Source organism: Streptomyces sp. Y1 (assembly GCF_041053115.1).
Classification (GTDB): Bacteria; Actinomycetota; Actinomycetes; order Streptomycetales; family Streptomycetaceae; genus Kitasatospora; species Kitasatospora rubellomurina.
This window is the reverse complement of the sequence record NZ_CP163445.1, coordinates 7,903,852-7,927,326: the sequence shown is the minus strand read 5'-3', so window position 1 is coordinate 7,927,326 and position 23,475 is coordinate 7,903,852. Positions and strand designations below refer to the sequence as shown.

17 protein-coding genes and 3 pseudogenes are annotated in these 23,475 nt (G+C 69.6%); 11 read left to right on the top strand and 9 right to left on the bottom strand.

What is annotated here, in order from left to right:
• Positions 1–15: 15 nt before the first annotated feature.
• On the bottom strand, positions 16–345 hold the full coding sequence (locus AB2U05_RS34520; protein ID WP_369185427.1) for a hypothetical protein: 330 nt from the start codon (positions 343–345) through the stop codon (positions 16–18).
• Between the two features lie 195 nt (positions 346–540).
• Between AB2U05_RS34520 and AB2U05_RS34515 the strand changes: the two genes are divergently transcribed.
• The 3 genes from AB2U05_RS34515 to AB2U05_RS34505 all read left to right on the top strand — a co-directional run bounded on the left by AB2U05_RS34515 (position 541) and on the right by AB2U05_RS34505 (position 3,763).
• A complete protein-coding gene (locus AB2U05_RS34515; RefSeq protein ID WP_369185426.1) occupies positions 541–918 on the top strand; it encodes a hypothetical protein in 378 nt (125 codons plus the stop codon).
• A 158-nt stretch (positions 919–1,076) separates the two neighbouring features.
• Positions 1,077–2,609, top strand: coding sequence for a mobilization protein (locus AB2U05_RS34510; protein WP_369185425.1), 1,533 nt, complete (start codon positions 1,077–1,079; stop codon positions 2,607–2,609).
• Positions 2,610–2,623: 14 nt separating this feature from the next.
• Positions 2,624–3,763 carry a hypothetical protein gene (locus AB2U05_RS34505; protein ID WP_369185424.1) on the top strand — a complete coding sequence of 380 codons (1,140 nt, stop codon included), beginning with the start codon at positions 2,624–2,626 and terminating at the stop codon, positions 3,761–3,763.
• A gap of 129 nt (positions 3,764–3,892) precedes the next feature.
• Here the strand turns inward: AB2U05_RS34505 and AB2U05_RS34500 are convergent, their stop codons facing one another.
• On the bottom strand, positions 3,893–4,744 hold the full coding sequence (locus tag AB2U05_RS34500) for a hypothetical protein (protein WP_369185423.1): 852 nt from the start codon (positions 4,742–4,744) through the stop codon (positions 3,893–3,895).
• A 383-nt stretch (positions 4,745–5,127) separates the two neighbouring features.
• Entirely contained in the window at positions 5,128–6,537 is a 1,410-nt protein-coding gene (locus tag AB2U05_RS34495) for an isopeptide-forming domain-containing fimbrial protein (RefSeq protein WP_369185422.1), read from the bottom strand.
• A 658-nt stretch (positions 6,538–7,195) separates the two neighbouring features.
• Between AB2U05_RS34495 and AB2U05_RS34490 the strand changes: the two are divergent.
• The 5 genes and pseudogenes from AB2U05_RS34490 to AB2U05_RS34470 all read left to right on the top strand — a co-directional run.
• Positions 7,196–7,333 (top strand): annotated as a pseudogene (locus AB2U05_RS34490) (IS701 family transposase); the annotation flags it as partial.
• 1,872 nt (positions 7,334–9,205) lie between these two features.
• Positions 9,206–10,324, top strand: a complete 1,119-nt coding sequence (locus tag AB2U05_RS34485; RefSeq protein ID WP_369185421.1) for a hypothetical protein — start codon at positions 9,206–9,208, stop codon at positions 10,322–10,324.
• A 78-nt stretch (positions 10,325–10,402) separates the two neighbouring features.
• Positions 10,403–11,107 (top strand): hypothetical protein, encoded by a 705-nt coding sequence (locus AB2U05_RS34480; protein WP_369185420.1) that lies wholly within the window; start codon positions 10,403–10,405, stop codon positions 11,105–11,107.
• Positions 11,065–11,676, top strand: coding sequence for a NucA/NucB deoxyribonuclease domain-containing protein (locus AB2U05_RS34475; RefSeq protein WP_369185419.1), 612 nt, complete (start codon positions 11,065–11,067; stop codon positions 11,674–11,676). The genes AB2U05_RS34480 and AB2U05_RS34475 overlap by 43 nt, the downstream gene beginning before the upstream one ends.
• Before the next feature lie 34 nt (positions 11,677–11,710).
• Positions 11,711–12,235 (top strand): hypothetical protein, encoded by a 525-nt coding sequence (locus tag AB2U05_RS34470; protein WP_369185418.1) that lies wholly within the window; start codon positions 11,711–11,713, stop codon positions 12,233–12,235.
• A 117-nt stretch (positions 12,236–12,352) separates the two neighbouring features.
• Here the strand turns inward: AB2U05_RS34470 and AB2U05_RS34465 are convergent, their stop codons facing one another.
• Entirely contained in the window at positions 12,353–13,531 is a 1,179-nt protein-coding gene (locus AB2U05_RS34465; protein WP_369186045.1) for an IS701 family transposase, read from the bottom strand.
• A gap of 335 nt (positions 13,532–13,866) precedes the next feature.
• Between AB2U05_RS34465 and AB2U05_RS34460 the strand changes: the two genes are divergently transcribed.
• Positions 13,867–14,364, top strand: a complete 498-nt coding sequence (locus AB2U05_RS34460; protein ID WP_369185417.1) for a hypothetical protein — start codon at positions 13,867–13,869, stop codon at positions 14,362–14,364.
• Between the two features lie 146 nt (positions 14,365–14,510).
• Here AB2U05_RS34460 and AB2U05_RS34455 read toward each other — a convergent pair.
• A pseudogene (locus tag AB2U05_RS34455) lies at positions 14,511–14,617 on the bottom strand (transposase); the annotation flags it as partial.
• 868 nt (positions 14,618–15,485) lie between these two features.
• On the opposite strand from AB2U05_RS34455, the gene AB2U05_RS34450 reads away from it, so the two are divergent.
• A complete protein-coding gene (locus AB2U05_RS34450) occupies positions 15,486–16,073 on the top strand; it encodes an exonuclease domain-containing protein (RefSeq protein ID WP_369185416.1) in 588 nt (195 codons plus the stop codon).
• A 24-nt stretch (positions 16,074–16,097) separates the two neighbouring features.
• On the opposite strand, the pseudogene AB2U05_RS34445 reads toward AB2U05_RS34450, so the two are convergent.
• The 3 genes and pseudogenes from AB2U05_RS34445 to AB2U05_RS34435 form a co-directional block, all read right to left on the bottom strand.
• Positions 16,098–16,187, bottom strand: a pseudogene (locus AB2U05_RS34445) (transposase); the annotation flags it as partial.
• A 776-nt stretch (positions 16,188–16,963) separates the two neighbouring features.
• Complete coding sequence (locus tag AB2U05_RS34440; protein WP_369185415.1) at positions 16,964–17,785, bottom strand: YncE family protein; 822 nt, start codon at positions 17,783–17,785, stop codon at positions 16,964–16,966.
• A gap of 90 nt (positions 17,786–17,875) precedes the next feature.
• Positions 17,876–18,478: a recombinase family protein gene (locus tag AB2U05_RS34435; RefSeq protein WP_369185414.1), complete on the bottom strand. Its 603-nt coding sequence runs from the start codon at positions 18,476–18,478 to the stop codon at positions 17,876–17,878.
• Between the two features lie 163 nt (positions 18,479–18,641).
• Between AB2U05_RS34435 and murJ the strand changes: the two genes are divergently transcribed.
• Positions 18,642–20,324, top strand: a complete 1,683-nt coding sequence (gene murJ / locus AB2U05_RS34430) for a murein biosynthesis integral membrane protein MurJ (protein WP_369185413.1) — start codon at positions 18,642–18,644, stop codon at positions 20,322–20,324.
• A gap of 56 nt (positions 20,325–20,380) precedes the next feature.
• Here the strand turns inward: murJ and AB2U05_RS34425 are convergent, their stop codons facing one another.
• Positions 20,381–23,359, bottom strand: coding sequence for a Tn3 family transposase (locus tag AB2U05_RS34425; RefSeq protein ID WP_369185412.1), 2,979 nt, complete (start codon positions 23,357–23,359; stop codon positions 20,381–20,383).
• Positions 23,360–23,475 lie beyond the last annotated feature (116 nt).

Here is a 23,475-nt window from a genome sequence, read left to right as displayed (position 1 = left end):
CCCGCCCGATGACCGTCAATCGGCCGGGCTGTGCACCGCCGCCGCGGCTTCCGTGTCACCGGACGACGGAGCCGGGATCGCGTTGCTGGCGGCCGAGGCGTGCTTCCGGGGCCTTCCCTTGGGACGGCGGGTGGGCGTTTCCGCACCCAGTCTTGAGAGCTCCTCGACGCTCCAGCCTGCGGCCTCGGCGGCGGCGTAGGCCCGCCCGTACGGTGCTTCGGTTTCGGCCAGCAGGTCCTTCAGGCGGCGGCGCTCCGTCATGATGGCGGCGAGCGGGACGATGGCCTTCTCACGGTCGTCCTGGATCTCGCGCATCCGTCGCAGGAACTCGTCTTCTCTCGTCATGGCCGGGATCGTACGGGCACGATCGTCCCTGATCGTGGATCGACTCCGGAGGGTCACCCGTGTCAGCGATTTTCGGTTCGCACACCGGCGTAGCGGCGGGCGGACGATGCGTCGGCGCAGCAGAGTGACGCGGCGGGAGGGGCCGCGATCGCTGTCCCTCCGCGCGGCGGTTCCGTGAGGTCGAGGAGGGTCGAGGTGGGTGCTGGTCAGGGGGCGCGGCGGCGGGAGCGGCAGATGGAGTCGCCGCGGTCGTACCGGGTGAATCTGGCGTACAACGAGGCCGAGCTGACCATCGTGCGGGAGGCCGCGAAACGCGAGGGCATGGCGGTGTCGGCTTGGGCCGCTCGCAAGGCGTTGGCGGTCGCGAAGGACCAGCTGGTGCCGGTGTCGGCGGATGCCCGCGAGGTGCTCGAGGAGCTGATCCGGTCGCGCGGGGAGCTGGTCCGCCTCGGTGAGTCGGCCGGGGTGGGCGGGGGCGATGCCGGTTCGGTGGCGCGGTTCGTCGAGGAGGCCGTGCGGCGGGTCGATCGCGCCACGTTGCAGCTGATGCGGGAGCGGGCGGCGCGCTGGTGATTCCCAAGCGGGCGAGGGGCGGGAGCGACACCTCGGGGCTGCTGCATTACCTGTACGGCCCGGGCAAGCGCGACGAGCACGAGGATCCCCGGATGGTCGCGGCCTGGGCGCCGTGGGTGCCCGATCCGGCGCGGTCGGCGGAGGTGGCGATCGGGGACTTGGCGCTGCTGCTCGACGCGCCGGTTCGGGCGCTGCGGGGCAGTGTGCCGTCCGAGTACGTCTACCACGTCGCGGTGCGGGTCGCGCCTGATGATCCGGTGTTGTCGGACGAGCAGTGGGCCGAGGTCGCGCGGGGGATGATGGCCGCGGCGGGCATCGCCCCGCACGGGGATCTGTGGGGTTGCCGGTGGGTGGCGGTTCGTCATGCGCGGGACCACATCCACATCGTGGCGACGAAGGCGCGCCAGGACGGGATCCAGCCCAATCTGTGGCAGGACATCGTGCGCATGCAGCAGCTCGCCCGGCGGTTCGAGGCGAGGTGGGGTCTGCGCCGGTTGACGTCCGGGGACCGGACCGCCAAGCGGTGGCCCACGACCGGCGAGACGCGCAAGGCCGTACGTCGACGGCTTACGGAGAGCGTGCGCGAGCAGCTCGAACGGACCGTCCGTGTGGCGGCGGCCGGCGCGGCGGACGAGGAGGACTTCTTCGCCCGGCTCCGCTCCTCCGGGGTGCGGGTCGCCCGCCGTGCCGCCCCTGGCGGCGGCTCCCCCACGGGCTATGCGGTGGCGCTGCCGGGCGACCGCGATCGGGGGCATCGCGCGGTGTGGTTCGGGGGTTCGAGTCTGGCCTACGACCTGTCGCTCCCGCGGGTTCGCGAGCGCTGGCAGCACCTGCCGGCCCCGACACCGGAGGTGTCCCCGTCCGCGCTCTGGCCGATGCTCGAACGCAGCGTCCTCGCGGCCTCCGAGCACCTCGGCGGGGCGGGAGCGCCCCGGGGGGCCGGGGACGTGGCCGCGCTCGGCGATCTCCTCGTCCTGGCACCCGGCGCTGCGCCGCCCGTCGCCCGAGCCCGTCTGCGCGAGTGCGCGACCGCGTTCGAGCGGGCCGCCCGGGCACCGGGCAAGCGCGACCTCGACGGGCAGGCGCGGGCGCTGTTCCGTTCGTCGGCGCGGATCCTCTCCTCGGCGGCCACGGCGTCGGGTCGCAACGACACGGCCGCGTTCCTCGGCTTCCTCCTCGCCCTCGTCACGGCCGTCGCGGCGGCGCAGCGCTGGCACCAGGAGCAGGGGTTCGAGTTGCAGGCCGAGGCTGCGGGGCGGGCGGGGCGGGTGCTGCGCGAGGCGGTGGAGGTGGGCACCGGAGCGGCGGCGGGTGACGTCGCCCGGCCGCGTGCGCGGCGGGGGACGGAGTCGGACGGAGCGATTCTGCTGACGAGGGCTCTTCCTGCCCACGCGTCGACGGTGCTGATGGATCCCGCCTGGCCGGACCTGTGCCAGCGTCTTGCCGCCCTGGAGCGGCTGGGCATCGACGCCGGGTCGGTCCTGGCGGCCGTGGCGGCTCGACGCGAGCTCCACTCGGCGGGCTCGATCGCCCAGGTGCTGGTCTGGCGGCTGGACGGCTGGCTCGCCGCTCACGACCGTGCGTCCGATCCCCCACCGGCTGCTCCGGGCGGCGCCAGAACGCCTCCCTCGCCGCCAGCAGCCGCCGCACACCTTCGCAGTGATCGGGACGGACCCAACCGGGTCCGCTGAGACGGGAGAGCACGATGACGATGCCCTATCCGGGCGAGCCCTTCGCCGAGGCGGTCGGCGAGGCGGTGCAGACCTCCGCCATGGCCGTCCGCCTGGTCCTGGCCGTGGCGGACGCGGTGCGGCGCGCGGCCCAACGCAGGGCGGGTGGTGAGCAGCCGTTGCCGCCGCCCGACCAGGCCGTCCCTGAAGCGGCCGGCGATCTCAAGGCCTTGGTCTCCCCCGACGTGGCCTGGGCCTTGATGTCCGGCGCGGACTGGCCGGCCATGGCGCAGCAGTTGGTCGCGCTGCGCCGTGCCGGTGTCGACCTGGAGCAGTTCCTCCCTCGGGTGGGCGAGATCGCCGTTCTGGTGCGGGACGCGGTGGCGGCCGACGCGGCGCGGACCGCCGCGGAGGGAACGGAGGAGTGGGCGCGGCTGTTGCGCTCGACGATGCCGGCGGGTCCGGTTCGCGAGGCGATCCTGTCCTCCCCCGCGTGGCCCGGGCTGGCGGCCACGATGAACGCGCTGCGGGAACGCGGCGTCGACGTCCGGCAGCTCCTGGCGGCCGCGCACGCCGAGGGCGTCGGCGTCGACCAGGCGATCAGCCGGGTGCTCGACGCGGGCCGGCGTACGTCGGCCGGGTCGAGCCGGGATGCGGTTCGCTCGTACGGCCCGCTGACGGTCGGTCTGGACCTGCCGCCGGACCTCGACCTCGGCGACCGTCGACGGGCGCTGGCGCAGCTGGGTGTCAGCGAGGCCGAGAACGCGCGCTACGTTCGATGCGTCCATCTGGCGTTGGCGGGGCGGGAACGGGAGGCCGCGCTGCTGGTGAACGCCCGCCAGTGGCCGCTGTTGGCGGCCCGGATGGCCCGGCTGGAGGACGACGGCCGATCCGTGCCCGCTCACCTGGCCCGGCTGCTGCGCGACCGCTCGTGGGAGGCCGGCCCCGTCTCCGCCCTCGTCCCGCGCCTGGTCCACGCCACCGCCGAGGCGCTGCACCGGCCGACGCACGACGGCCTCGCGTCCGCTCCGGTGGTGACCGCCTCCGCCAAGGCCTCGTCGGCGACCACGGGCGGACCTCCGTCGCGGGCACGAGGCAACGCACCCTCCCACCGCCCCAAGGGCACGCCCTACCGCGCCCCTGTCCCCCACCCCGCTTCGAGGCGTTCGAGGTAGTCACGACCCGGGGCGCGGCCAGCGCGAGGCGTCGGCGCGGAGGACGGGCAGAGGGCAGCGTCGCCCGCGGACGAGTCGCGCACGCTGCCCCCTGGAACTGTCCTGCCCTCCGCTGTCTGACCTTCAGGGTCAGGGGGTGGTACACAGCACATCGACGAAGAGTGTGCGCGGGTCGAAGCCGTCGTTCTTGGCCCACGCCGTCCAGCCCGTCGCGGTCGGGGCCGAGGTGGTCAGCAGGACATCGGTGCCGCCGTGCGTGTCGCCGCTGAGCGGTACCTGCCCGGCGGGGCACTCCGCGGTGGCGTTTCCCACCTCCCCGGGCGCCAGGTCGACGGTGGTGCCGAACTTCCAGGTGGGCTGTGTGTCGGAGCAGACGGCGACGGACCGCTGGAAGGACGGCGGCGCGTCCGGGCGGTAGTCGGTGTACTTCATGCGCACCGCCCACGCTCCGCCGTTGAGGGAGCCCGAGGAGGTGACGAAGGTCCGGTCGCCGCCCTCGAAGCCGCCGCCGACCACGAAGCGGGTGTTGGAGCAGTTCGCCGTGGTGTACCCGCTCTCCCCGGGTTCGAGCGGCGTCTCCTTGCTGGCTTCGTAGGTGAGGGTGCTGTCGGTCGAGCAGATCACCTTGGGGTGGACGGTCTGCACGTCGGGGCTGGCGTTGTACGCCAGCAGCACCCAGCGGTTGCCCGCCGGGTCCGGGAGGGACTTGCGGAAGTAGACGGCGCTGCGCAGGTCGCTGTCGACAGACGCTCCGCCTCCGGTGGGCTTCGTCCCCTGCGGGCAGTACGCGGCCACCGTCCGCTCCTGGCCCGAGTACAGGACGGCGGGGTGGCCCGGCTGCTGGCCGACGCCGCGGGTCGCCGGTGCCGGCCCGCCGTCGGCCCGCGCGTCCGGGGCGGTGAGCGCGCACGGCACGGACAGGGGAAGGGCTGCGGCAAGGAACGTACTGATCGTCCGTGCGGCTCTGCGGGTGCGTTGCACTACGGCCTCCTCGTGGCCTGGTCCTCGGTCGGGAGGAGAACGTTCCCCGTCCCGCGCCCGAACTCCTACGGGCGGACGCGGATCGCCCGGACGGAGCGACGATGCGAAAAGCCGTCCTGGCCGACTCGGCGAGCCTGGTGACGACATTCCTGCGCTGATGACGTCCATCGGGATTCGGCACACCTCCCCCTTGTGACGGATCGCGCTATCTGTCAGTGGCCCCTGTTTGAAGACCCGGTACGGACCGGTGGCCGGCCAACGTCGTCGGCCGGCCACCGGAGGGGGTGTCGACCGTGACCGGCCGGTACCCGTGGGTGGTCAGTAGCTGATCTTCAGTCAGCCGACCTTGGTCCAGCCGTCGAGGCCGGAGGCGCGTGCGGAGGTCACGGTGCCGTGCAACCGGAGGGCGGCGGGCAGGGGTTGCAGGTGGGCGCCGGCTTGACGCAGACGGTGACGGAGTCGGTGTTGTTCTCCGGGTGGGGGTCCTTCTCGTTGCCGTGGGCGGTGGCGGTGTTGGTGACGGGACCGGTGGTGGTGGCCTTGGCCCGGAGGGTGAGGGTGGCGGTGGCGCCGACGGCCAGCGTCCCGACGGTCCACTGCCCGGTGCCGGGGTTGTAGGTGCCGGCGGTGGGGGTGGCGGAGATGAAGACGAGGCCGGCGGGGAGGGCGTCGGTGACGGTGACGCCGGTGGCCGTGTTGGGGCCGGCGTTGCGGACGGTGACGCGGTAGGTGACGGTCTGGCCGACCGTGACGGTGGTGGTGTCCGCGGACTTGGTGACGCTCAGGTCGGCGGCCGGGAGGACCTGGGTGTCGGCCTCGTTGGAGGTGGCGGTCAGCGGCTGCGGGGTGGGGCCGAGGCGGTTCTCGTAGGTGGCGGTGGCGGTGTTGGCGACCTGTCCGCCGGCGCTGGCCTCGTCGACGGTGACCCGGTACTCCACCGTCGTCCCGTTCGGCAGGGTGTCGGTGTTGGGCAGGCTGCCGCCCTGGGCGCTGGTGGCGCCGTTGCCGAGGTTGAACACCACCCGCTTGCCCGCCGGGTCGAAGGAGGCCTGGTCGTCGCCCGCCGGGTCGGTCTTCGCGCCGGCGTTGGGGCCGTTGGTGATGCGCAGCGAGCCAGGCAGGTAGGTGGTGCCGGCCGGGATGGTGTCGGTCAGGACGAGGGCCTCGGCGTTGCCGCCACCCTCGTTGCGGGCGGTGATCCGGTAGGTGATCACGTCGCCCACCTGCAGCGGCCCCTGGGGGATGGCTTCCTTGGTGAGGGTGACGGAGGGGGCGGTGCCGAAGAAGATGCCGTCGAGGAAGTTCCCGATCCCCTGGTTGCCGCCGGCGGCGGAGACGGAGCGGAAGGCGAAGCGGGTGGTGGCCTGCCCGGCGGGCACGGTGTAGGTGCCGGTGTAGAAGCCCCAGGCGGTGTTGCCGTCGGTGAACTGGCGCTGCTCGATCACCGCGCCGGGGGCGCCGATGTCCAGGGCCATGGTGTCCTGCCCGAGCCGCCCGCGGTGGTACAGCCGCCAGTACAGGACGGCGCCGGGGGTTGTGGCCAGGTCCTGGTAGAGCGTGGAGACGAAGTTGGCGTTGAGCTCCGCGAACTGGGTGCCGACGGCGGCGGGGACGCCGTTGAAGCCGTCGTGCCAGATCTCGATCTGGTGGTCGGGGGCGGTGGTCAGCCAGCCGGGGACGTGGTTGGGCTGCGGCTGGGAGGCGTCGGGGAAGAACCCGACACCGGTGGTGACGGTGGGCTGCTCGAAGCTGCCGTTCACCAGGGTGATGCGGGACGGGACGGGAGTGCTCACGGTGGTTCCCCTTTGGTGCTGTGCTTGCTGGCGATCGCCGGCAGGCCGGGCCGGGCGAGCTCGGGGCCCGGTGACGGGCGGCCGGTGCACGGGAACGGCGGTCCCGGTCCGGACAACCGGGGAACCCAGCCGCGCCTCGATGCGGTGGTGAGGGGATGAGTGAGGGACGGCGCCCACAGGGTCCACGGCCGGTCCGGAACACGGTCGGGGCCGCAGGAGGGGCATCCGACCTCAGCGTGCGCTTCGGTTCCCGTACACACCAGAGCGTGAGTTCCGGCTTCCGGGGTGCACCAGGTCGCGATCCGCCCAACTCGCGCCCGGTCGCTGCGCGGCCCGCGCAAGGACAGCGGCATAGGACGGGGGCATGCCTCCGCACGCCCCACCGTCCTGGCTCGCGCATCGGTGGCAGGTGTCGTGCTCAAGTGACAGCTAACGTGCTTCGGCGCAGTAGTTGTGCCGAAGCGGGGTAGTTGTCACCGGACGGTACGTCGATCAGCCACCAGCACCTTCCCGAAGAGTGGCTCCACCAGCACTTCGACGCATCCCCCGAAACGCACGAGGCCCTGCGACGTGCGGTGCCTGTCCACCTGGTCAAGGTGATCGGCGGCGGATCGGTCCGGTCCTGCGCCGACCGGCTCGGCGTGCCGTTCGCCACCGCGGCCTGGACCAGTACGAGGTCCGCCGCTACACCGGCTGGATGCGACACATCACCTTGGCCATGCTCGCCCACGCCTTCCTGGCCGCAATGGCGGCAGCGGCGTCAAAGGGGGCTGCAGAAACGGTTCCCGCCCCATGATCGACCTCACCGTGGCGGAGGTCCGGCGACTCATGGCAACTGGTCCGCCGCACGGCCCGCGTCCGCCTCGGTGCTCGCCCCGCACTCATGCCTTGAACTGGTCCATCTGGCGACGGGAACGCCAGGCCTTCGCCCGCCGCTGCCACTATCAACGCCGAGTGCACACGATCGAGGGGCGGCCTCATGAAGACTGCCCCTGATCGATCACCAGCCCACTACACTCCACCGCACTGCCCTCTGAACAGGCAAAACGTCGAGGTCCTGCTGGAGTACTAGGCGGGTCAGGAGGACCTCGCCCAGACCGTCTCCACACCCACGAGGTGGGGCACCGTCGCAGCAGGTGTTCCGACAGCATCACCAGCGCCAGCACACGCCCCCGTCTCCACGCCTGCGAGGTGCGGCACCGTCGCAGCACCGCCACCATGCTGCTCGGCTCCGTGATGGTCATTCAGCCGTCTCCGCACCTGCGAGTGCGGCACCATCGCAGCGCTGACTTCCTCACGCCGTTGATGGCGTCCGAGGCACCGTCCCACACCAACGAGGTGTGGCACCATCGCAGCATCATCATCAGCGAGGCAGGCCGTCACGCCATCGCGCCGTTCCCTCTCCTGCGTCCGCGACCTCGGTGCGGTCGGCGGGTAGGCGGGCTTTCGTGCGGCATCGGCCTTCGCGAGTTCGCCGCCTGGAGCGGCGGTGCGCGAGCACGTCAGAACCACCTGGCGAAGACACGCTCAAGACGACACACCGCCCAGAAGATCACGATCCGTAGTCGGTGGGTATGCGACCGTGATCCGCTCGCAGGAACCGGTGCTGCAGGCTGGGCGGCGTCGTCGGCGCAGCGGCTGTCGGGATCGCACGGCCGTGCTTGCTGAAGGACCGACAGATCTCGGTCACCGCCAGTAGCTGCGACGGGGTCGCTGGCCCTGGGACCACTTTGGGACCACGCCCGATGAGCGCCCATGAACGCTGATGAGCGAAAACGGATGCTTGTGCACAAAGTAAACATTGGCAAACTGTCAATCCTCCGCCGCACCCCGCTCTCGTCGAAAACGTCCAACTCGCTTGCGCCTCCGGGTAGTTGAGCAACCAAGAAACCGAGACCTTGAGGTCTCGGCTGCCGCTGTAGCTGGAGTGGGGTGGCCGGGCCTGGGGGCCGCTTTGGGATCAGCTGCAGGTCTTGCTCCGGATGTCCGGTTCACTCCGGTTTGCCAGTAGGTGCCAGCCAGTATGAACTGGCGCAGGCCGGAGGCGTCTTCAAGATCTTCATCGGGCCCTCGGAGGCGAGGTTCCAATGCCCAGGCCAGTGCCTTCTAGAGCGTGATCAGGCCAGCCTGGTACGGGCCGACATCGCCGAGAGGAGAGGTGGAGGCTGGTCGAGAGAGTCAGCGGCGCCGGCGTTTGCAGTGCCCGGGTCGATCACATGAGGACGAATGCAGACGCCGTCCTGACTGCGGGTTCGTTGAACGCGTACGTGCTTGCCATGCGGTCGCGTAGGGGTGTTGGGCGATCACGTGCCTCGCCTGTCGGCGTCTGGCTGGAAAGCCGTCATGGCGATCAATATACCCATACTTGATGATGACATGACCGTTAGTGTCCGTTCCACTGTCTCAGGACTTTGGAGGGGACCCGTGACACGAACCAGGCGTGCCTTGACGGCTGCCGGAGTATGGACCGGCGCCGTCGCGGCCGTGCTGTCAGCAGCGCCCACCGCGTCGGCGCAGGCGCCGACGCAGGACTGCACCGGGATGTACAGCGCGAGGATCACCCAGTGGGCGATGCTCTGCGCCAACGCAGGACAGCCGATCCGCGGCGCGTTCGCCACCTGGCGCAACCTGCCGATCGCCTTCGACTCCAGCAACAAACACCAACACCATGGTCGGAGCTCCGAACTATCTGACCGTCACGCCCGACATCTCCTCATTCGCCACGGTGCGAATAGGCCTGTACGCACAGAAGACTGGCGCTCAGAGCGCCAGTTACGCCCCGCACTGGGAAGAGGTGCCCGACCAGGGCGGCGGCCGGGAGACGGCCATCAACGTCGGCGTCGGTCCGAACCAGGCGGACGGCAGGAACCACAGCTACCTCCTCCAGCGCCAGGACAACGGCGACCAGTGGGAGGTGTTCTACGACTTCAACTCGGTCGGCACGACCACCGGGCAGAAGCCCGTCTCCCGGGCCTCCGAGGGAAACCGGATCGACGTCGGTCTGGAGGTCAACCACCCCGAGCACGTCGACGTGCCGGTCTTCGAGGACCGGGTCCAGCGGATGGACGAGAACAAGGTCTGGGGCCGCTTCGCTCCCGCTAACACCGCCACGCAACTTGGCCTCGGAAAGTGCGGCGAACTCGGCCCCAGCGGCACGCCGTACACCGCGCCGTACTGCTTCATCGCCCAGCAGAAGGCCAATGCGCAGCCGCTGCCGTCTCCGGCCGGAACGGTCTCCTGGAGTGTTGGCAAGCCACTGGCCGCAACCGGCCCCGTCGCCCCGCTCTCGGGGCGCAGCCTGGCGGCTCCCGCGCTCAACAAACCCACGGTTTTCAACGGTGTCGACCAGGGCACGCTCCACACCTGCCTGCAGAACACCCCCGACGCCTGTGTGGCCACGGTGCCCGGCCTCGCTGACTGCTTACGCACGGCGAAACAATGCAACGCCGACCAGTCCGCCACGACGCTGCGGCGCAAGGGCAACGGCCTGCCTCCGGCGCTGGCCGCCGACGTGAACGTCGACGACCTCAGGCTACGTACCGCTGCCGAGTTCGGCGTTCCGGTGGACTCGCTGCGGGTGAGCGCGGGAACCGTTGCCGATGACTCCAGTGGGCGCCGCGTGGCCGCGAGGTGGGACACCGACACCCCGCTGTGGGTGATCACCTCCGATGCGCCCACCCGCGGCCGACAGCAGGCCGGCTCCCGAGTCGAAGGTCTCGCCGTGGCCTACACCCAGGCCACGGGCGAACTCGTAGACGCCTGTTGGGGTCCAGCGTGCCCGCGGTAACGCGCGGAGGCCCATCCCAGATCGAGCCATGCCATCCACTGCCCTGATCAGTCGCCCCTCACGTTAGGAGTCCACTTCGTGAACGTCCGACCCATCCACCGGTTCCTACGAGCCATAGGAACAGGCGCCTGTGCCGTCCTGCTCGCCGCCGGCACAATCGCCGCCAGCCCGGCCGCTGCTCAGGGCCCCCACGCCATCGAGTTCGTTCCTGCATCCACCGTGTCCGCGGAGGAACTCGCACGACTCGGTCCGCCCGTTCCCTTCTCCGAGTACATCGCCGCACAGCAAGGCCACGACGCTGGCGCCACTCCCCGGCACGAGGCGGCTGCATCGCCCGCCGACGACCCCGATCTCAAGCAGGAATGCGCCAAGCAGCCAGAAGCGAACTCGCCAGCGGGCTGGGTCAAGAACCGCTTCGAAACCTGCGTACACCGCCACTACGACGTGGTGCTGCGTCGGGAGGACGGCACCGATACCATCGGCCGCCTCCAGTTCGAGGCCTGGCTCCTCGGCTTCGCCTACGACGGACAGCGCAAGGTCGACTACGTCGCCAGTGTGGAAGACATCATCGTCCAGACCGTCAACGGCGAAAACGCGAAAACGTGGTCCATCAACCAAGAGTTCACCTACCTCGGCGGCCCCGTCACGGCCCCGGCACGCAGCGCCGCGATGATCTCCTGGGCAGCTGGAACGCGAATCCGCTCTGGACGCTCACCTATACCTCGCCCGACAACGGTCCGTTGTACGACCAGGGAAACCAGCAGATCGTCAACACCACCGTGACCATGTCGATGAACGTCAAGTCGCCCAGCGCACCCTCGAGGGGATATCAGGACACGGACGCTGCGTACTCCGACGTCCGCTTCGACTACGCGGGCCCCACAGCTGGCAAGTACAAGGGAACCGTCTTCACCGCTGCCCGCGTCGAGCTCGTCATGAAGCTCTCCGACCCGGCGGTGCGGGAGAGCGCGCGGCACATATCGGACGCTCAGAACAACCCCGAACGAACCTTCCCATCCTTCGCAGCCAAGACAATTCCCGGAGCCAAGGAGCCCCTGCATCGCCTCATCGACCCGGAAGCGCAGAAGAAGAATCGCGCCGCCGCGATCAAGACCTGCGAAGACATCTGGGGCGACTACACGAAGTCCGGTCTGGAGTGCGACGAGTACCCCTTCGCCTCCACCAAAGAAGGCGCAAACAGCAAGGACAGCTCCGGCAAAGCCGTGAACCGATACTCCGCACGCCTCATAGACGGCGACGACAACGGCAAGGGCGGCAACAAGATCGCGGAGGTCTACACCGTCAACCGGCTCTTGGACAACGACCCCTTCTACGTGAAGATCATCCCGTAGCCGAACCACCAGTCAGATCAGCAGGGAGAAAGTGGTGCCAGTCCTCCTCGAATACCGCACCGAAGCCTGGCCCGACAACGGCAAGATCGTGGTCTACGACTCCGATGCCACCGTACCCAGCGACGAAGCACTCGTCAGAAGCCGACGCGATGTGGTCGCCGGGACAGGCACCCAGGTCTACATCCACAGCCTTCAGGGCACCGCCCCCGCCGAGATCGTGGTTCGCGTGTGGGACGGCCCGGCACCGGCCGACAGCACCTGGGAAGCCGAGGGCGAACGCGAGGTGGAACTCGACACGCCCACAGGATGCGTAGTCATCCGCGCGTTCTCACCCGAAATCGCCGGCGATCTCCAGATGCCGCGCCCGGGAGTCTACGAAGGGCGTGTCTCCTGGAAGGGACGCCAGGCCGCCGAGGACCAGCAGAGCAACCTGCGTGTCGAACTGGCCACGCCGGAAGGACAACTCGACTCGGACACCGTCTTCGCGGCCCACCACGACACACTGGAAACCTATCGGATCGACCTGTGGTGGACAGCCCAGTCCGAGGACGACGACTAGTAGTGCTTTGTTAGGTCGGGGCTGCTCTTGGTCTGGACATCGGATGGTGGCAGGTCGGGCATGTGCCGCTCCAGGTCGCCAGGAGCTGTTGGAGGGCTCTGACGGCCTGGTAGAGGGTCATGCCCGAGCAGGCACTTTTGGGTGGCTCCGGGCCAGGGTCACGAAGAGGTGGGCGGCGGTGACGAGGGTGACGTGGCGGTGCCAGCCGGTCCAGGAACGGCCCTCGAAATGGTCCAGGCCCAGGGCGGTCTTCAGCTCGCGGTAGTCGTGCTCGATCCGCCAGCGGATCTTGGCCAAGCGGACCAGGTCCTCGACCGGTGTGTCGGCGGGCAGGTTGGACACCCAGTAGTGGGACGGCGCGGCCAGATGGGACGGCCACTGGGCCAGCAGCCAGCACACCGGCAGGGTGCCGTCCTCCTCGAGCCGGGGGCAGCGTCCGGCCAGGCGGACCCGCAGGACGACGAAGTCGCCGGTCAGGTGGTCGCGTGAGCCTTGTCGCCAGGTGATCGTGCGGGCCGCCGCCCGGCCGGCGGCCCGCACGTGTTCGGCCAGCGGGACCGGGCGGGTGCGGTAGCGGGGCTTGGGGCGGGGGCCGAGGCCGCTGTAGGGCAGCCGGTGGGTGACCGCGTCCAGCGGGTGGGCGGTTGCCAGGCCCTTGACCTGCACCGTCCACCGTAGATCTCGCTCGTCCAGGGCGGCGCGGAAGTGGGCGTTGTCGCCGTAGCCCGCGTCGGCGACCACGACCGGCGGCGTGAGGTGCCAGGTGGCGAGTTCGTCGAGCATCTCCACCGCGAGGCGCCATTTCGGGCGGTGTCCCTCTCCCTCCGGGATGCGGCAATGGGCCCGCCGCCGCCCGGTGCGGGCGGCGGCGGCCGGGTCCGCGGCATGCTCCGGGTCCCAGGCGGCGGGCAGGAACAGCCGCCAGTCGAGCGGGCAGGACGCCCGGTCGGTCGCCGCGTGGACACTCACCCCGACCTGGCAGTTCCCGACCTTGCCGAGTGTCCCGGAGTACTGGCGGGCCACCCCGGGCGAGCTCGTGCCGTCCTTCGGGAACCCGGTGTCGTCGATCACCCAGGCCTGCGGCGCCAGCGCCTGCACCGCCCGGCGGGCAATGCGGGCGCGGACCTCGCCCAGAGGCCAGGTCGGGGTGGTGATGAACTGCTGCAGGCGCTGGTGGTCAATGCCCAACCGCTCGGCCATCGGCTGCATCGACTTGCGCCGTCCGTCCAGCAACAGGCCACGCAGATAGCTCAAGCCCTTGTCCTGCTGATCCGAGCGCCGCAGCGGTGCGAACATCTCCGCCGCGAACTCCTCCAACTCATCGCGTAAAACTGCCAGTTCGTCCGGAGTCACACCGACAGCGAACCGCCAAACACCCACCCCAACCAGACCCCGCGCAGCACGTAACAAAGCACTACTAGTGCCGCATCAGGCAACGTTCGCCCCCAGTCCTTGAGGGCTTGCCCCACCCACCCGTCGCAGGTATTACCGGTAGCCGGTAGCGGGCAGCCGGTGGCATGCTTGCCACTCGCCTGTGATCAACCGGGGTATCCGTGTCTGCAGAACCATCAGGGTCCAACCTGTCCTCGGCGGCACCGAGTCCTGGCACTCCGACAGAGAGACCGCCTCCGATGGACGATGCCGACCGCATTCCCGAGGACCTGACCGAACTCGAAAGGCTGCTCATGCGCAGCTGCTCCCCCTTCCGGTGGGTGGAAGCGGCCGAGCGGCTCGTCCTGCAGGTGGACAACCTGCGGGACTGGCTCATCAAGAACCATTTTCTTCGTATGCACATGAGCGAGTCCGGCCCGTATGCCGCCACGGACTTTGCCGAGGCCTTCGACGCCGCGTGCGAGATCCTGCGTGGCGGCAGTAGTGCCCTGGAGGCCTCTGGTCTGCGCAGGTCAAGCTTCTCCGTTCTCGGTGTCGCTGCCAACCTCTGTGGCCGTGTGCAGAACTCGCTCCGCTACTCCGTCCACGAAATCGACGACCACGATGCCCAGGCGGTGGCGTTGGCGGTCCTTTATGCCATGGGCTATATGGACGCTACCGTGGACGTGAACGGCAATGAGGTGGACGGCTGGGGGCCGAACTCGTTGGCCTACGAGGAGCGGTTGTCCCAGCTCTGAGCAGCCGCGCGGCTCCCACGACGGTTCGGTCCCGCCTGCCCGTCGTCGGCGGCCCAGCCTGAAGGGTCGCCTCCCCGACGCCCGCGCCCGGCCCGGGCCGGCCCGGAATCGAGGACACCTATGTCGTTTCGGGAGCTTATGCCGCATCAGGCAACGTTCGCCCTGGTGACGACTTCGCGGAGGCGTTCGTCGGCGGCGTGCTTGTTCCGCCAGATGATGTGCGGCGGATCATGCTGCCCTGTTCCTTGTGGCTGGCACCAGGTAGCCGGGGCGGGGCGGATCGCTCCGCCCCGTGGGGCCTGGTGACCGCCGACACCGCCTTGGCCCGCACCACGCTGCTGTCCGCCTTGACCACGGCGCCGGCCCGCACGTACGGGGCGTTGATCCCCTGGTCGGTCCGGGGTGCGTCGGCGGGGGCTTCGATGCGGAGGGACCTGATGCTGTTGTTCCAGCGCACTTCCGCGTACCAGCTGCTGCTGGTGTCCACCTGCGCGCTCAGGTTGGCCAGGGCACCACCATCGGGAACCACCAGCTCGTTGCTCCCGAACCCGGCCTTGGTGAAGAAGGTCATCGCGTACCCGGTGCGGTTGACCAGCGACATGCCCTTCCCGGAGAAGTCGTGGGCGGACAGGTCGGACACGTTCTCGTCGCCGATCAGGACACGGCAGGCGTTGCTGCCGCCGTCCGTGTTGAAGTGCGGATTGCCGTACAGCGCCCACGAACCCTTCGGGCACGCTTCCGAACCGCAGTCCGTGATCATCCTGACGGTCACTGCCGCCTCCCCTTTTCCCGGCGGTGAACCTGTCCCACTTTTGGCGGCCCGCCCGGACCTACCCAGTGAAGATTCCTGCCACACCCGAGCGAGGATCACGGATCGCGCATCGGAGAGGACGATGGCGCGTTCATTCAGCTGCCGGCTGACGATCTTCTTCACGCGCTCCGAATGTCGACTCCGGTGCTGCCGTGGTGGTGGCTGCCTCCGCCGGTTCGGGATCTCGCGGCCGACGGTCCACATGTGGGCGGTGTCTGGGTCGCTGGAAGAGGTTGCTGTTGGCGGTGGCGGTGTGGGCATGCAGAAATTGGGGTGCCGGAACCTGGGGCACATCCCTACCCTCGGCCCCATGCGCCACGAATCCTCCCTGCTGAACGTCATTGATGTGGAAGCCACCTGCTGGGACGGACAGCCGCCGCCCGGCTCTGTGAACGAGATCATCGAGATCGGTCTCACCGTCGTGGACGTGTTGGCACGGCGCCGCGTGTCCCGGCATCGTGTCTTGGTCCGCCCTGTCCGGTCGGCGGTGAGCGACTTCTGCACTGAACTGACCGGACTGACGCAAGCCGAGGTGGAACGGGGCGTCACCTTCGCCGAGGCCTGCCGGATCCTCGTCGAGGAGTACGAGGCCGGGGAGCGCCCCTGGACGAGCTGGGGCGAGTACGACCGTCGGCAATTCGCTCGGCAGAGTCAGGCTGACGGGGTGGCCTATCCGTTCGGCTATCCAACGGAGCGCACCCACACCAACGCCAAGGCCGTGTTCACCGCGGCCTACGGGCTGCGCAAGAAACCCGGCATGGACCACGCTCTACAGATCGCCGGACTGCCGCTCGAGGGACGCCATCACCGCGGCGAGGACGACGCGTGGAACATCGCCGCACTCGTCCTCGATCTGTTGGACCGCAGGGCATGGCCAGTCACGGCCACAGTCGTCTAGGGACTGCAAGTTCAGGGTGGACCAGGACCCGTAGCGCTCGGGGACGTCCCGCCACGGACTCCCTGTCCGGAACCGCCACATCACGGCATCGAGGTGCCGGCGGAGATCGGGGATCGGCCCGCGCTCCCGAGAAGCAGGAGAGGCCCGACCAACTCCCGCTCGCCATCAGTCAGATCACCACGCGTCACACCAGACTCCTACCGGGTCACGGCCCCCACGCGTCGGTGAATCACCAAAACGGTGATCTCAACTTGGAGCAGGACCTAGCGTCCACGGTCGCCTGCAAAGCCTTCAGACGCTCGTCCGGGATTACCTGGCGGGCATGGGCACACAAACAAACCCAAAGAGGGGGCGCATCCGGGTCGTCACCCAGTGCGAAAGGGGGGGGCGATTTCGGCCGGAGCCTGCTCAACGTTCACGAGGGCCCGGGACGCCTGCAGCCAGGCACAGGGCGCGCGTCGGCAGCTCCCGGCTCTCCCGGTCGGCGCCGGTCAGGTCCCCGTCCGCGCCGCAGAAAAGGTCGTGGTCGGCGGCGGACGGCCCGGAGGTCGGCACGCGGGGTGGCGCCGGGTGGGAGCCTTGAAGGCATGGCGCGGGGAGCACCAGGCCCTTGACCGCCAGCTGGTGAGGTTCAGTCGCACGATGTGCCGGGAGTGTCTTCGTCACGACTTTGCCAGGAGGCGCTCCCCGGTCATCGCGGCCCTGATCTCGGCGCCGATGCTTCGGTGAACCCGTGCCGGACGGGAGGCCCCGCGCCGACACGGGAACCGGGAGAGGGCCCGGACTTCGTCGCAGACCTCGCGCAGGCCGCCGGGCACGGCCGCCGCTGATGTGCCGTACGAGCCTGGTGGATGCCCGGCCTGCGCCCGCCGGGTTGGGTGCGGGGACGCCTACAGCCAGGTGACGTCGTCGCCGTCGACGATCAGGTTGTCCCAGAAGGGGACGCGGTAGAACTTCTTGCTCTCGCCGCCGCCGACAACGGCCTTGCGCCAGACGCCGACGCCGTCCGTGAGGGTGTAGGAGCCCTCGTAGACCTTGTCGTAGGCGGGTACGAAGGTGCCCTGCTCGCAGGTCATGTCGGTGGACCACATGCCGTGCTCTCCGGAGGACCCGTTGTACCGGCGGGGCATGGCGCTGCGCCGGTACTGGCCGACGTACTCGGGCTGGGGCCGGGGGCCGGCTTCACTGGCCGCGGCGGTCACCACGGCCAGCGGTGCGCCGGCCAGGCGGGCGGGAGCAGAGGCCTCTTCGGCGCCGGGGGCGATCACGGTGCAGGTGTGGTCGGAGTAGGCCACGCATACGGTGCCGTCAGGGGCGACGGCGATGGCCGGGGCCCCGTCCGGGGCGCTGGGGAAGGTGCCGGTCTCGGTGAGGTCGGTGGCGTTGAGGATGGTGCCCGCGCGGTCGGCGTGGAGGGCGTAGAGGAGGGTGCCGTCCGGGGACGCCGCGAGGGCGGTCGGGGCGGGGCCCTCGGCGCGGGCGGTCACGGTCATGGTGGCGGTGTCGATGGCGACCAGCGGGTCGGCCTGATGGGGCACGAACGCGTACAGGGTGGCGCCGTCGGCACTGAGGAGCACCCGGACGGCGCGGTACTTCTCGGCGGGGGCGGCGATGTCGACCGCCTGCCCCGGACCCGGATCGCTCTCCTCCGCGCTGCCGTCCTGCGGGTCGGCCCCTTCCGGTGCCCGCTCGGGGATGTCCATGGCCAGCACGCAGGGCGTCTCCTTCCGGTTCGAGTTCTGACCGTGCCTGCCCAGGTAGGCCCCGGGCTCCTATCTCTGACCCCGGCCGCAAAGTAGCGGTCAGAGCTTCGCGACCGTGGCCTTCTTCGGCTGACGGGGGACGGTCTTCTCCCGGTTGAGGTGCCCGTACACCGTGGACCGCGGCACGCCGAACAGGTCGGCGATCTGCTGGACGGTCTTCTCCCGGGCGTCGTAGAGCTGCTGGGCGAGTGCGGCCTGGTCCTCGGTGAGTCTTGGCCGGCGCCCGCCGACCCGGCCCCGGGCGCGAGCGGAGGCCAGGCCGTCCATCGTGTTGGCGACAATGAGCTCGCGCTGGAGCTCGGCGAGCACGGAGAGCATGCCGAACATCGCTCGACCTTCCACGGTGGCGGTGTCGATGCCCTGCTCGATCACGTGCAGGCCGACCTCGCGCTCGCGCAGTTCGGCACCGAGGGTGACCAGGTGGAGGACGGAGCGGGAGAGGCGGTCGAGCCGAGTGATCTTCAGGGTGTCGCCGGGTCGCAGCAGCTGCAGCACAAGGTCGAGTTTGGGGCGGGACGCCTTCGCGCCGCTCGCGGTATCGATGTGGATGTTGTCGCGGTCGACGTTGGCCCGCAGGAGCGCGTCGATCTGATGATCGGGATTCTGGTCAGCGGTCGAGACCCTCGCGTAGCCGATGAGCATGTGTCGGAATCTACCTGACGAACCGTTCGCCGACGTTGAAACTCGACACGAGTTACCGACATACGCCACCTGCGGGTTCGTGATCGCCCGGTCAAGTGTCGGCAGACGTTCGTTTTTCGACACCAGCTTCCGAAGGTGATCTTCGCGGCCCTAGATTGAGGTCATGGTCGATCAGGTGGACACAGCGGCGGCGGAGACGGATCTTTCTGGGCGGCGGCGCCACGCGCGGCGTCGTTCGAAGGCCGCGTCCGGAGGGCTGATGCGGTCGTCCGCATTGATGGCTGCGGGCACCGTGGTGTCGCGCGGCACGGGGATGTTCCGACTGATGCTGCAGGGCGCCGCGCTGGGCACGCTGGCGGTCGGCGGTGCGTATAACACCGCGAACACGCTGCCGACCAGTCTCTACACGTTGCTGATCGGTGGTGCGCTGAACTCAGTGCTCGTGCCGCAGCTGGTCCGCGCACGCGCCGAGCATGCCGATGGCGGTCAGGCGCACGAGCAGCGGCTGGTCACCATGGTGCTGAGCGTGCTCGCGGTGGGGACCGTCGTGGGCATGGTGCTCGCTCCGTGGATCGTCGGCCTCTACATGCCGGACACGCCGGACAGTCACCAGCTGTTCGAGTTGACGGTGGCCTTCGCCCGGTTCCTGCTGCCGCAGATCTTCTTCTACGGGCTCTTCTTCATGCTGGGCCAGGTCCTCAACGCCCGCGGAAAGTTCGGGGCGATGATGTGGACGCCGGTCTTGAACAACCTCGTGCTGATCGCCATGTTCGGCCTGTACCGGTGGCTCGTGCCGGCCCCCGGTGACGCCGCGTCGGTGACACCGGCCGAGGTGCGGCTACTGGGGATCGGCACCACGATCGGGATCGCCCTCCAGGCGGTCTGCCTGGTCCCGTATCTCGCCGGGACAGGATTCAGGTGGCGCCCACGCTTCGACTGGCGCGGCACGGGTCTGGGCAAGAGCGTGGCCGCCGCGCGCTGGACCCTGCTGTTCGTACTGGTCAACCAGATCGCTCTGACGGTCGTGACGCGCTACGCCAACGCGGTGGACGCGGTCCTGCAGAACGCTGGCGCGGGGAACAGCGCTTACTTCTTCGCGCAGAACATCTGGATGCTCCCGCAGGGCATCATCACGGTCTCTCTGGTCACCGCGATGCTGCCGCGATTGAGCCGGGCGGTGGCCGAGCGTCGCCTGGACGACGTCCGCGAGGACCTGTCGCGGGGACTGCGGGTCACCGGTGTGGCGATCGTCCCGGCAGCCTTCTTCTTCCTGGCCTTCGGACCGCAGATCGCCACGGTGATGTTCTCCTACAGCAGCAGCGGGGCGGCCTCAGCGCAGCCGCTCGGCCAGATGCTGCAGGCCTTCGCACTCGGCCTGGTCCCGTTCTCCGCCCAGTACCTGCTGCTGCGCGGCTTTTACGCGTTCGAGGACACCCGGACCCCCTTCTGGATGGCGGTCTGGATCTCCGGCCTCGACATCATCCTGGCCACTGGCTGCCACCTCTTCCTGCCTCCGCGCTGGGCGGTCATCGGCATGGCGGCCGCCTATGCCGCGTCCTACGCCGGTGGCCTGCTCGTCACCGGGCTCAAGCTGCGCAGCCGCTTGGAAGGCCGCCTGGACGGTAAGCGGCTCGTACGCACGTACGGGAAGCTCACGGCTGCGGCGGGGGTCGCCAGCGCCGTCGGCTGGGCGGTGGCGCATATCTGCTCCGGTGCCGTCCCTGCTCCGGTGATCGGCTCTGTGCTGGCGCTGGCGGCCGGCGGTGCCGCGATGCTGGTGCTGTTCGTGCTGCTGGCCCGTCTGCTGCGCATTTCCGAACTGCGCAGCCTGCCCGGCCTGGGCTGACCAGCAGCCGCGGCGCGCTGGGCGTATCGACAGCAATCCCACACTGCCGACGTTCGTCAGGCCATTGTCATGCGCGTGGACGGGTTCGGTGCCGTCCGGGGCCTGGGAATCGCGCCAGCCAAGCCGAGGTCCAGGCCCTTGTCCATGTCGAGGCGGAAGGTGCCGTACGGGTTGATGTTCGACCAGAACAAAGCAGTCAGCCCCCGCCGGTCTTCATCCGTGAGCCGGTTCGCCCACGCGGGCTCGGCGAGAACCTGCTGCAGCAACATGGTGTTGATGTGGACGAGCGCGGACTGGAGCAGATGCAGGGCCAGCATGCTGGTCTCCGCGTGCTCCTTGTCCGGGCCGGTCAAGGCGCCGTCCTTGCCGTAGTGCAGGACGGTGTTCGCGCTGTTCCAGTTCTCCACGACCTGGAGGCCGCCGTGGATCTCGCGCCGCAGGTCGGGGCTGGCCAGGTAGTCACAGGCGAAGATCGTGCGGACCGCGCGGCCGAGCTCTTCGAGGGCCTGGTAGGTCGGGTGCTTCGGTCCGCCGCGGGTGAAGCGCCGAAGGACCTGCTCGGCCTCGGCGGTGCCCAACCTGAGGGCGGTGGCGTACTTGACCATCTGGTCGTACTGCTGGGCGATCAGGTCCCACTTGATCGCGCGGGTCAGCGAGCCGCCGAGCGCCGGCCAGCCGGGCGGGTCGTCGTCGGGCCGATACAGCCGGATGCTGCCGATGTTCTTCAACCGAGGCAGCAGCCGGAAGTTCAGCAGCTCGGTGAAGGCGAACCCGACCACGGAGGCGCCGTGGGTGTCGACGTAGTTCGACTCGATCTCGGCGTCCGTGCAGTGCCGCAGCAGGCCCTCGATCATCGCCGCGACCTCGGACGACGAGCAGGACTTGAGCTGGCTGTAGATGCAGACGTTCTTCCGCTCGACGTGCCAGTAGATCATCACGCCGTTGCCGCCGCAGCGGGCGTGGTACTCCGTCATGAAGTTCGAGGACCAGGAGCCGAACTTCTTGCTGTCGGACGCGCAGGCCGTGCCCCGGCCCCACCACTGGGTGTCGCGGGTGGCGAAGGTGGTGTTCACCAGCCTGGTCACGGCGGCCCGCAGGTTGTCGACGGTGATGAAATGCCGACGCACGTGCCGCAGCGCGGCCTCGCTCTCGCCGTGCTCGCCGGTGGCCACGATGGAGCGGATGCCCATGTTCGTCCCGAGCGCGAACAGCGCCAGCAGCAGCCGCCGCTGGAGCGTGGCGCGGTCGATGCGCTCGTAGGCGGCCACCGAGGAGAACTCGTCGGTGAAGCCGGTCAGGAAGTCGGCGTTCTTCAGCACGTCCAGGAGGTCGAGGACGCCCCAGCGGCGGATCACCTCGTCCTTGAGCGCCTGCAGGCCGGTCGGCTCGGACAGCGGCTCCAGCTTCGGCACGGTGATCCACGGGTCGCCGTGCCGGGTGGTCACCTTCACCCCGCCCGCAGAGCCGTCCGCCAGGGCCAGCGACAGCCGGTCCAGGCCGGCGGTCATCCGCTCCTTCAGACCGGTGATGAACTCCTGCGGGTCCATGGGCTGGCGGATCGCCGCGTAGTGCACGGTGCGGGTGGCCTCGAAGTCGCCGGGCAGGTCGTCCTCCGGGTTGCGCCACCGCGTGGCGCCCTCGACGTAGATCTCGCGGCGCCGGATCGCGTCCCGCAGCGCCACCAGCACGCACAGCTCGTACGGGATGCGCTCGATCTTCCCCTTCTCGTCCAGCACCGCCTCGCGCCAGTCCTTGCGCACGACGCCGTCCATCGGCACCTTCTCGCCGACGTCGTAGAAACGGATCTTGCCATCCACGGTCGCGTACTTCTCCAGCAGCACCAGGGCGTCCATCACCGGCCGGTAGGCGGTGTTGTTGCTCTTGAAGCCCAGCGTCTTCAGCAGCGGCGGCAGCATCTGCCGGTAGTACGAGCTGTACGAGCTCCGCAGCGTGGTGCGGACCTTGGCCTTGAAGACCTTCTCGTTCGCCTTCGCCTCGGCCACCAGGTCCCGCAGCGTCTTCTCCCCAACCACCGGGTACAGGGCCCGCCGCACGATCTCGTCCGGCTTGCCGATCGCCGCATCAGCCAGCTTAAAGAGAATGCCCTCCTTGCCGCGGACCTTCTTCAACTCGGCGGTGAGCTGGCGCTCCACCCGCCGCTCGGCACGGGCGTTGATCTTCTGCACCAGGGCGACCAGCAGGTCCACCAGCGCATCGGTGATCTCCGCCTGCCGGGCGGAGCACAGCGCGGCCAGCAGCGTGGCCCGAGCGTCCTCGGCGGTGTCGCGGAAGTCCGAGGGGTACATCTTGATCGCCCGGGCCCGCCACGCCGCCAGCAGCTTCTCCGAGCAGTCCGCGAACAGCCCCTCGGGCCGGCCGAACCTGCGCACCGAGTTCAGCTTGGTGATCTCCGCCAACAGCGCCTCCAGCCCCACCGCCCCCGGGTCCTGCTTCAGGTCGGCCAGCAAGAGGGCGCCAGCCTCGTTGCCCTCGGCCACCAGAGCAAGCAGCCGGGACGCGCATACCTCGCCCAGGCGCTCGATGGTCCGCGCGCAGAACGCCTTCTCCGCCCGGGCCTGGGCCGAGGCAATGATGCGCTCGATCCGGCCCGGCGGCTCGATCCGGTCCACCCGGCACTGCACCAGCAGGGCTTCCCGTAGCCGGTCCTCCACCAGTTCGACCGGGCAGACCTCGTCCGCCAGCCATCCGATCAGCCGTTCCTCGTCCGCCCGCGTCGACGGGCGGAAGCCCAGCGCCTCGCGGATCTGCGCGCGGTGGTACTCGGCCGTCCGGCCGGTGAGCGAGTACTTCACAAAGTCCGCGGCCGGCACCTTCACCAGCTCGGCGACGTACTCCACCGCCTGCTGCGGGATCTCCTCGACGGAGTCCGGGAACCGGCCCTCCAGCTCGAAGAACTTCAGCACCAGGCAGAAGCCCAGCCTCGTCGGCCCGGTCTTGTTCGCCACCAGGTCCCAGTCGCCGTCCACCAGCGTCCAGCACGCCACCACGTCTTCCGGCGACCACTCCTGCTGCACGTCCCCGCCCTCTCGCCTCAGTCCACGGGACCACCCGACCGGCCCAACGAACCGGCGGTCCCAGGGCAACGGGAGACCTGACAAACCGTGGTCAAGCAGTGCGAGCTACCTTGCGG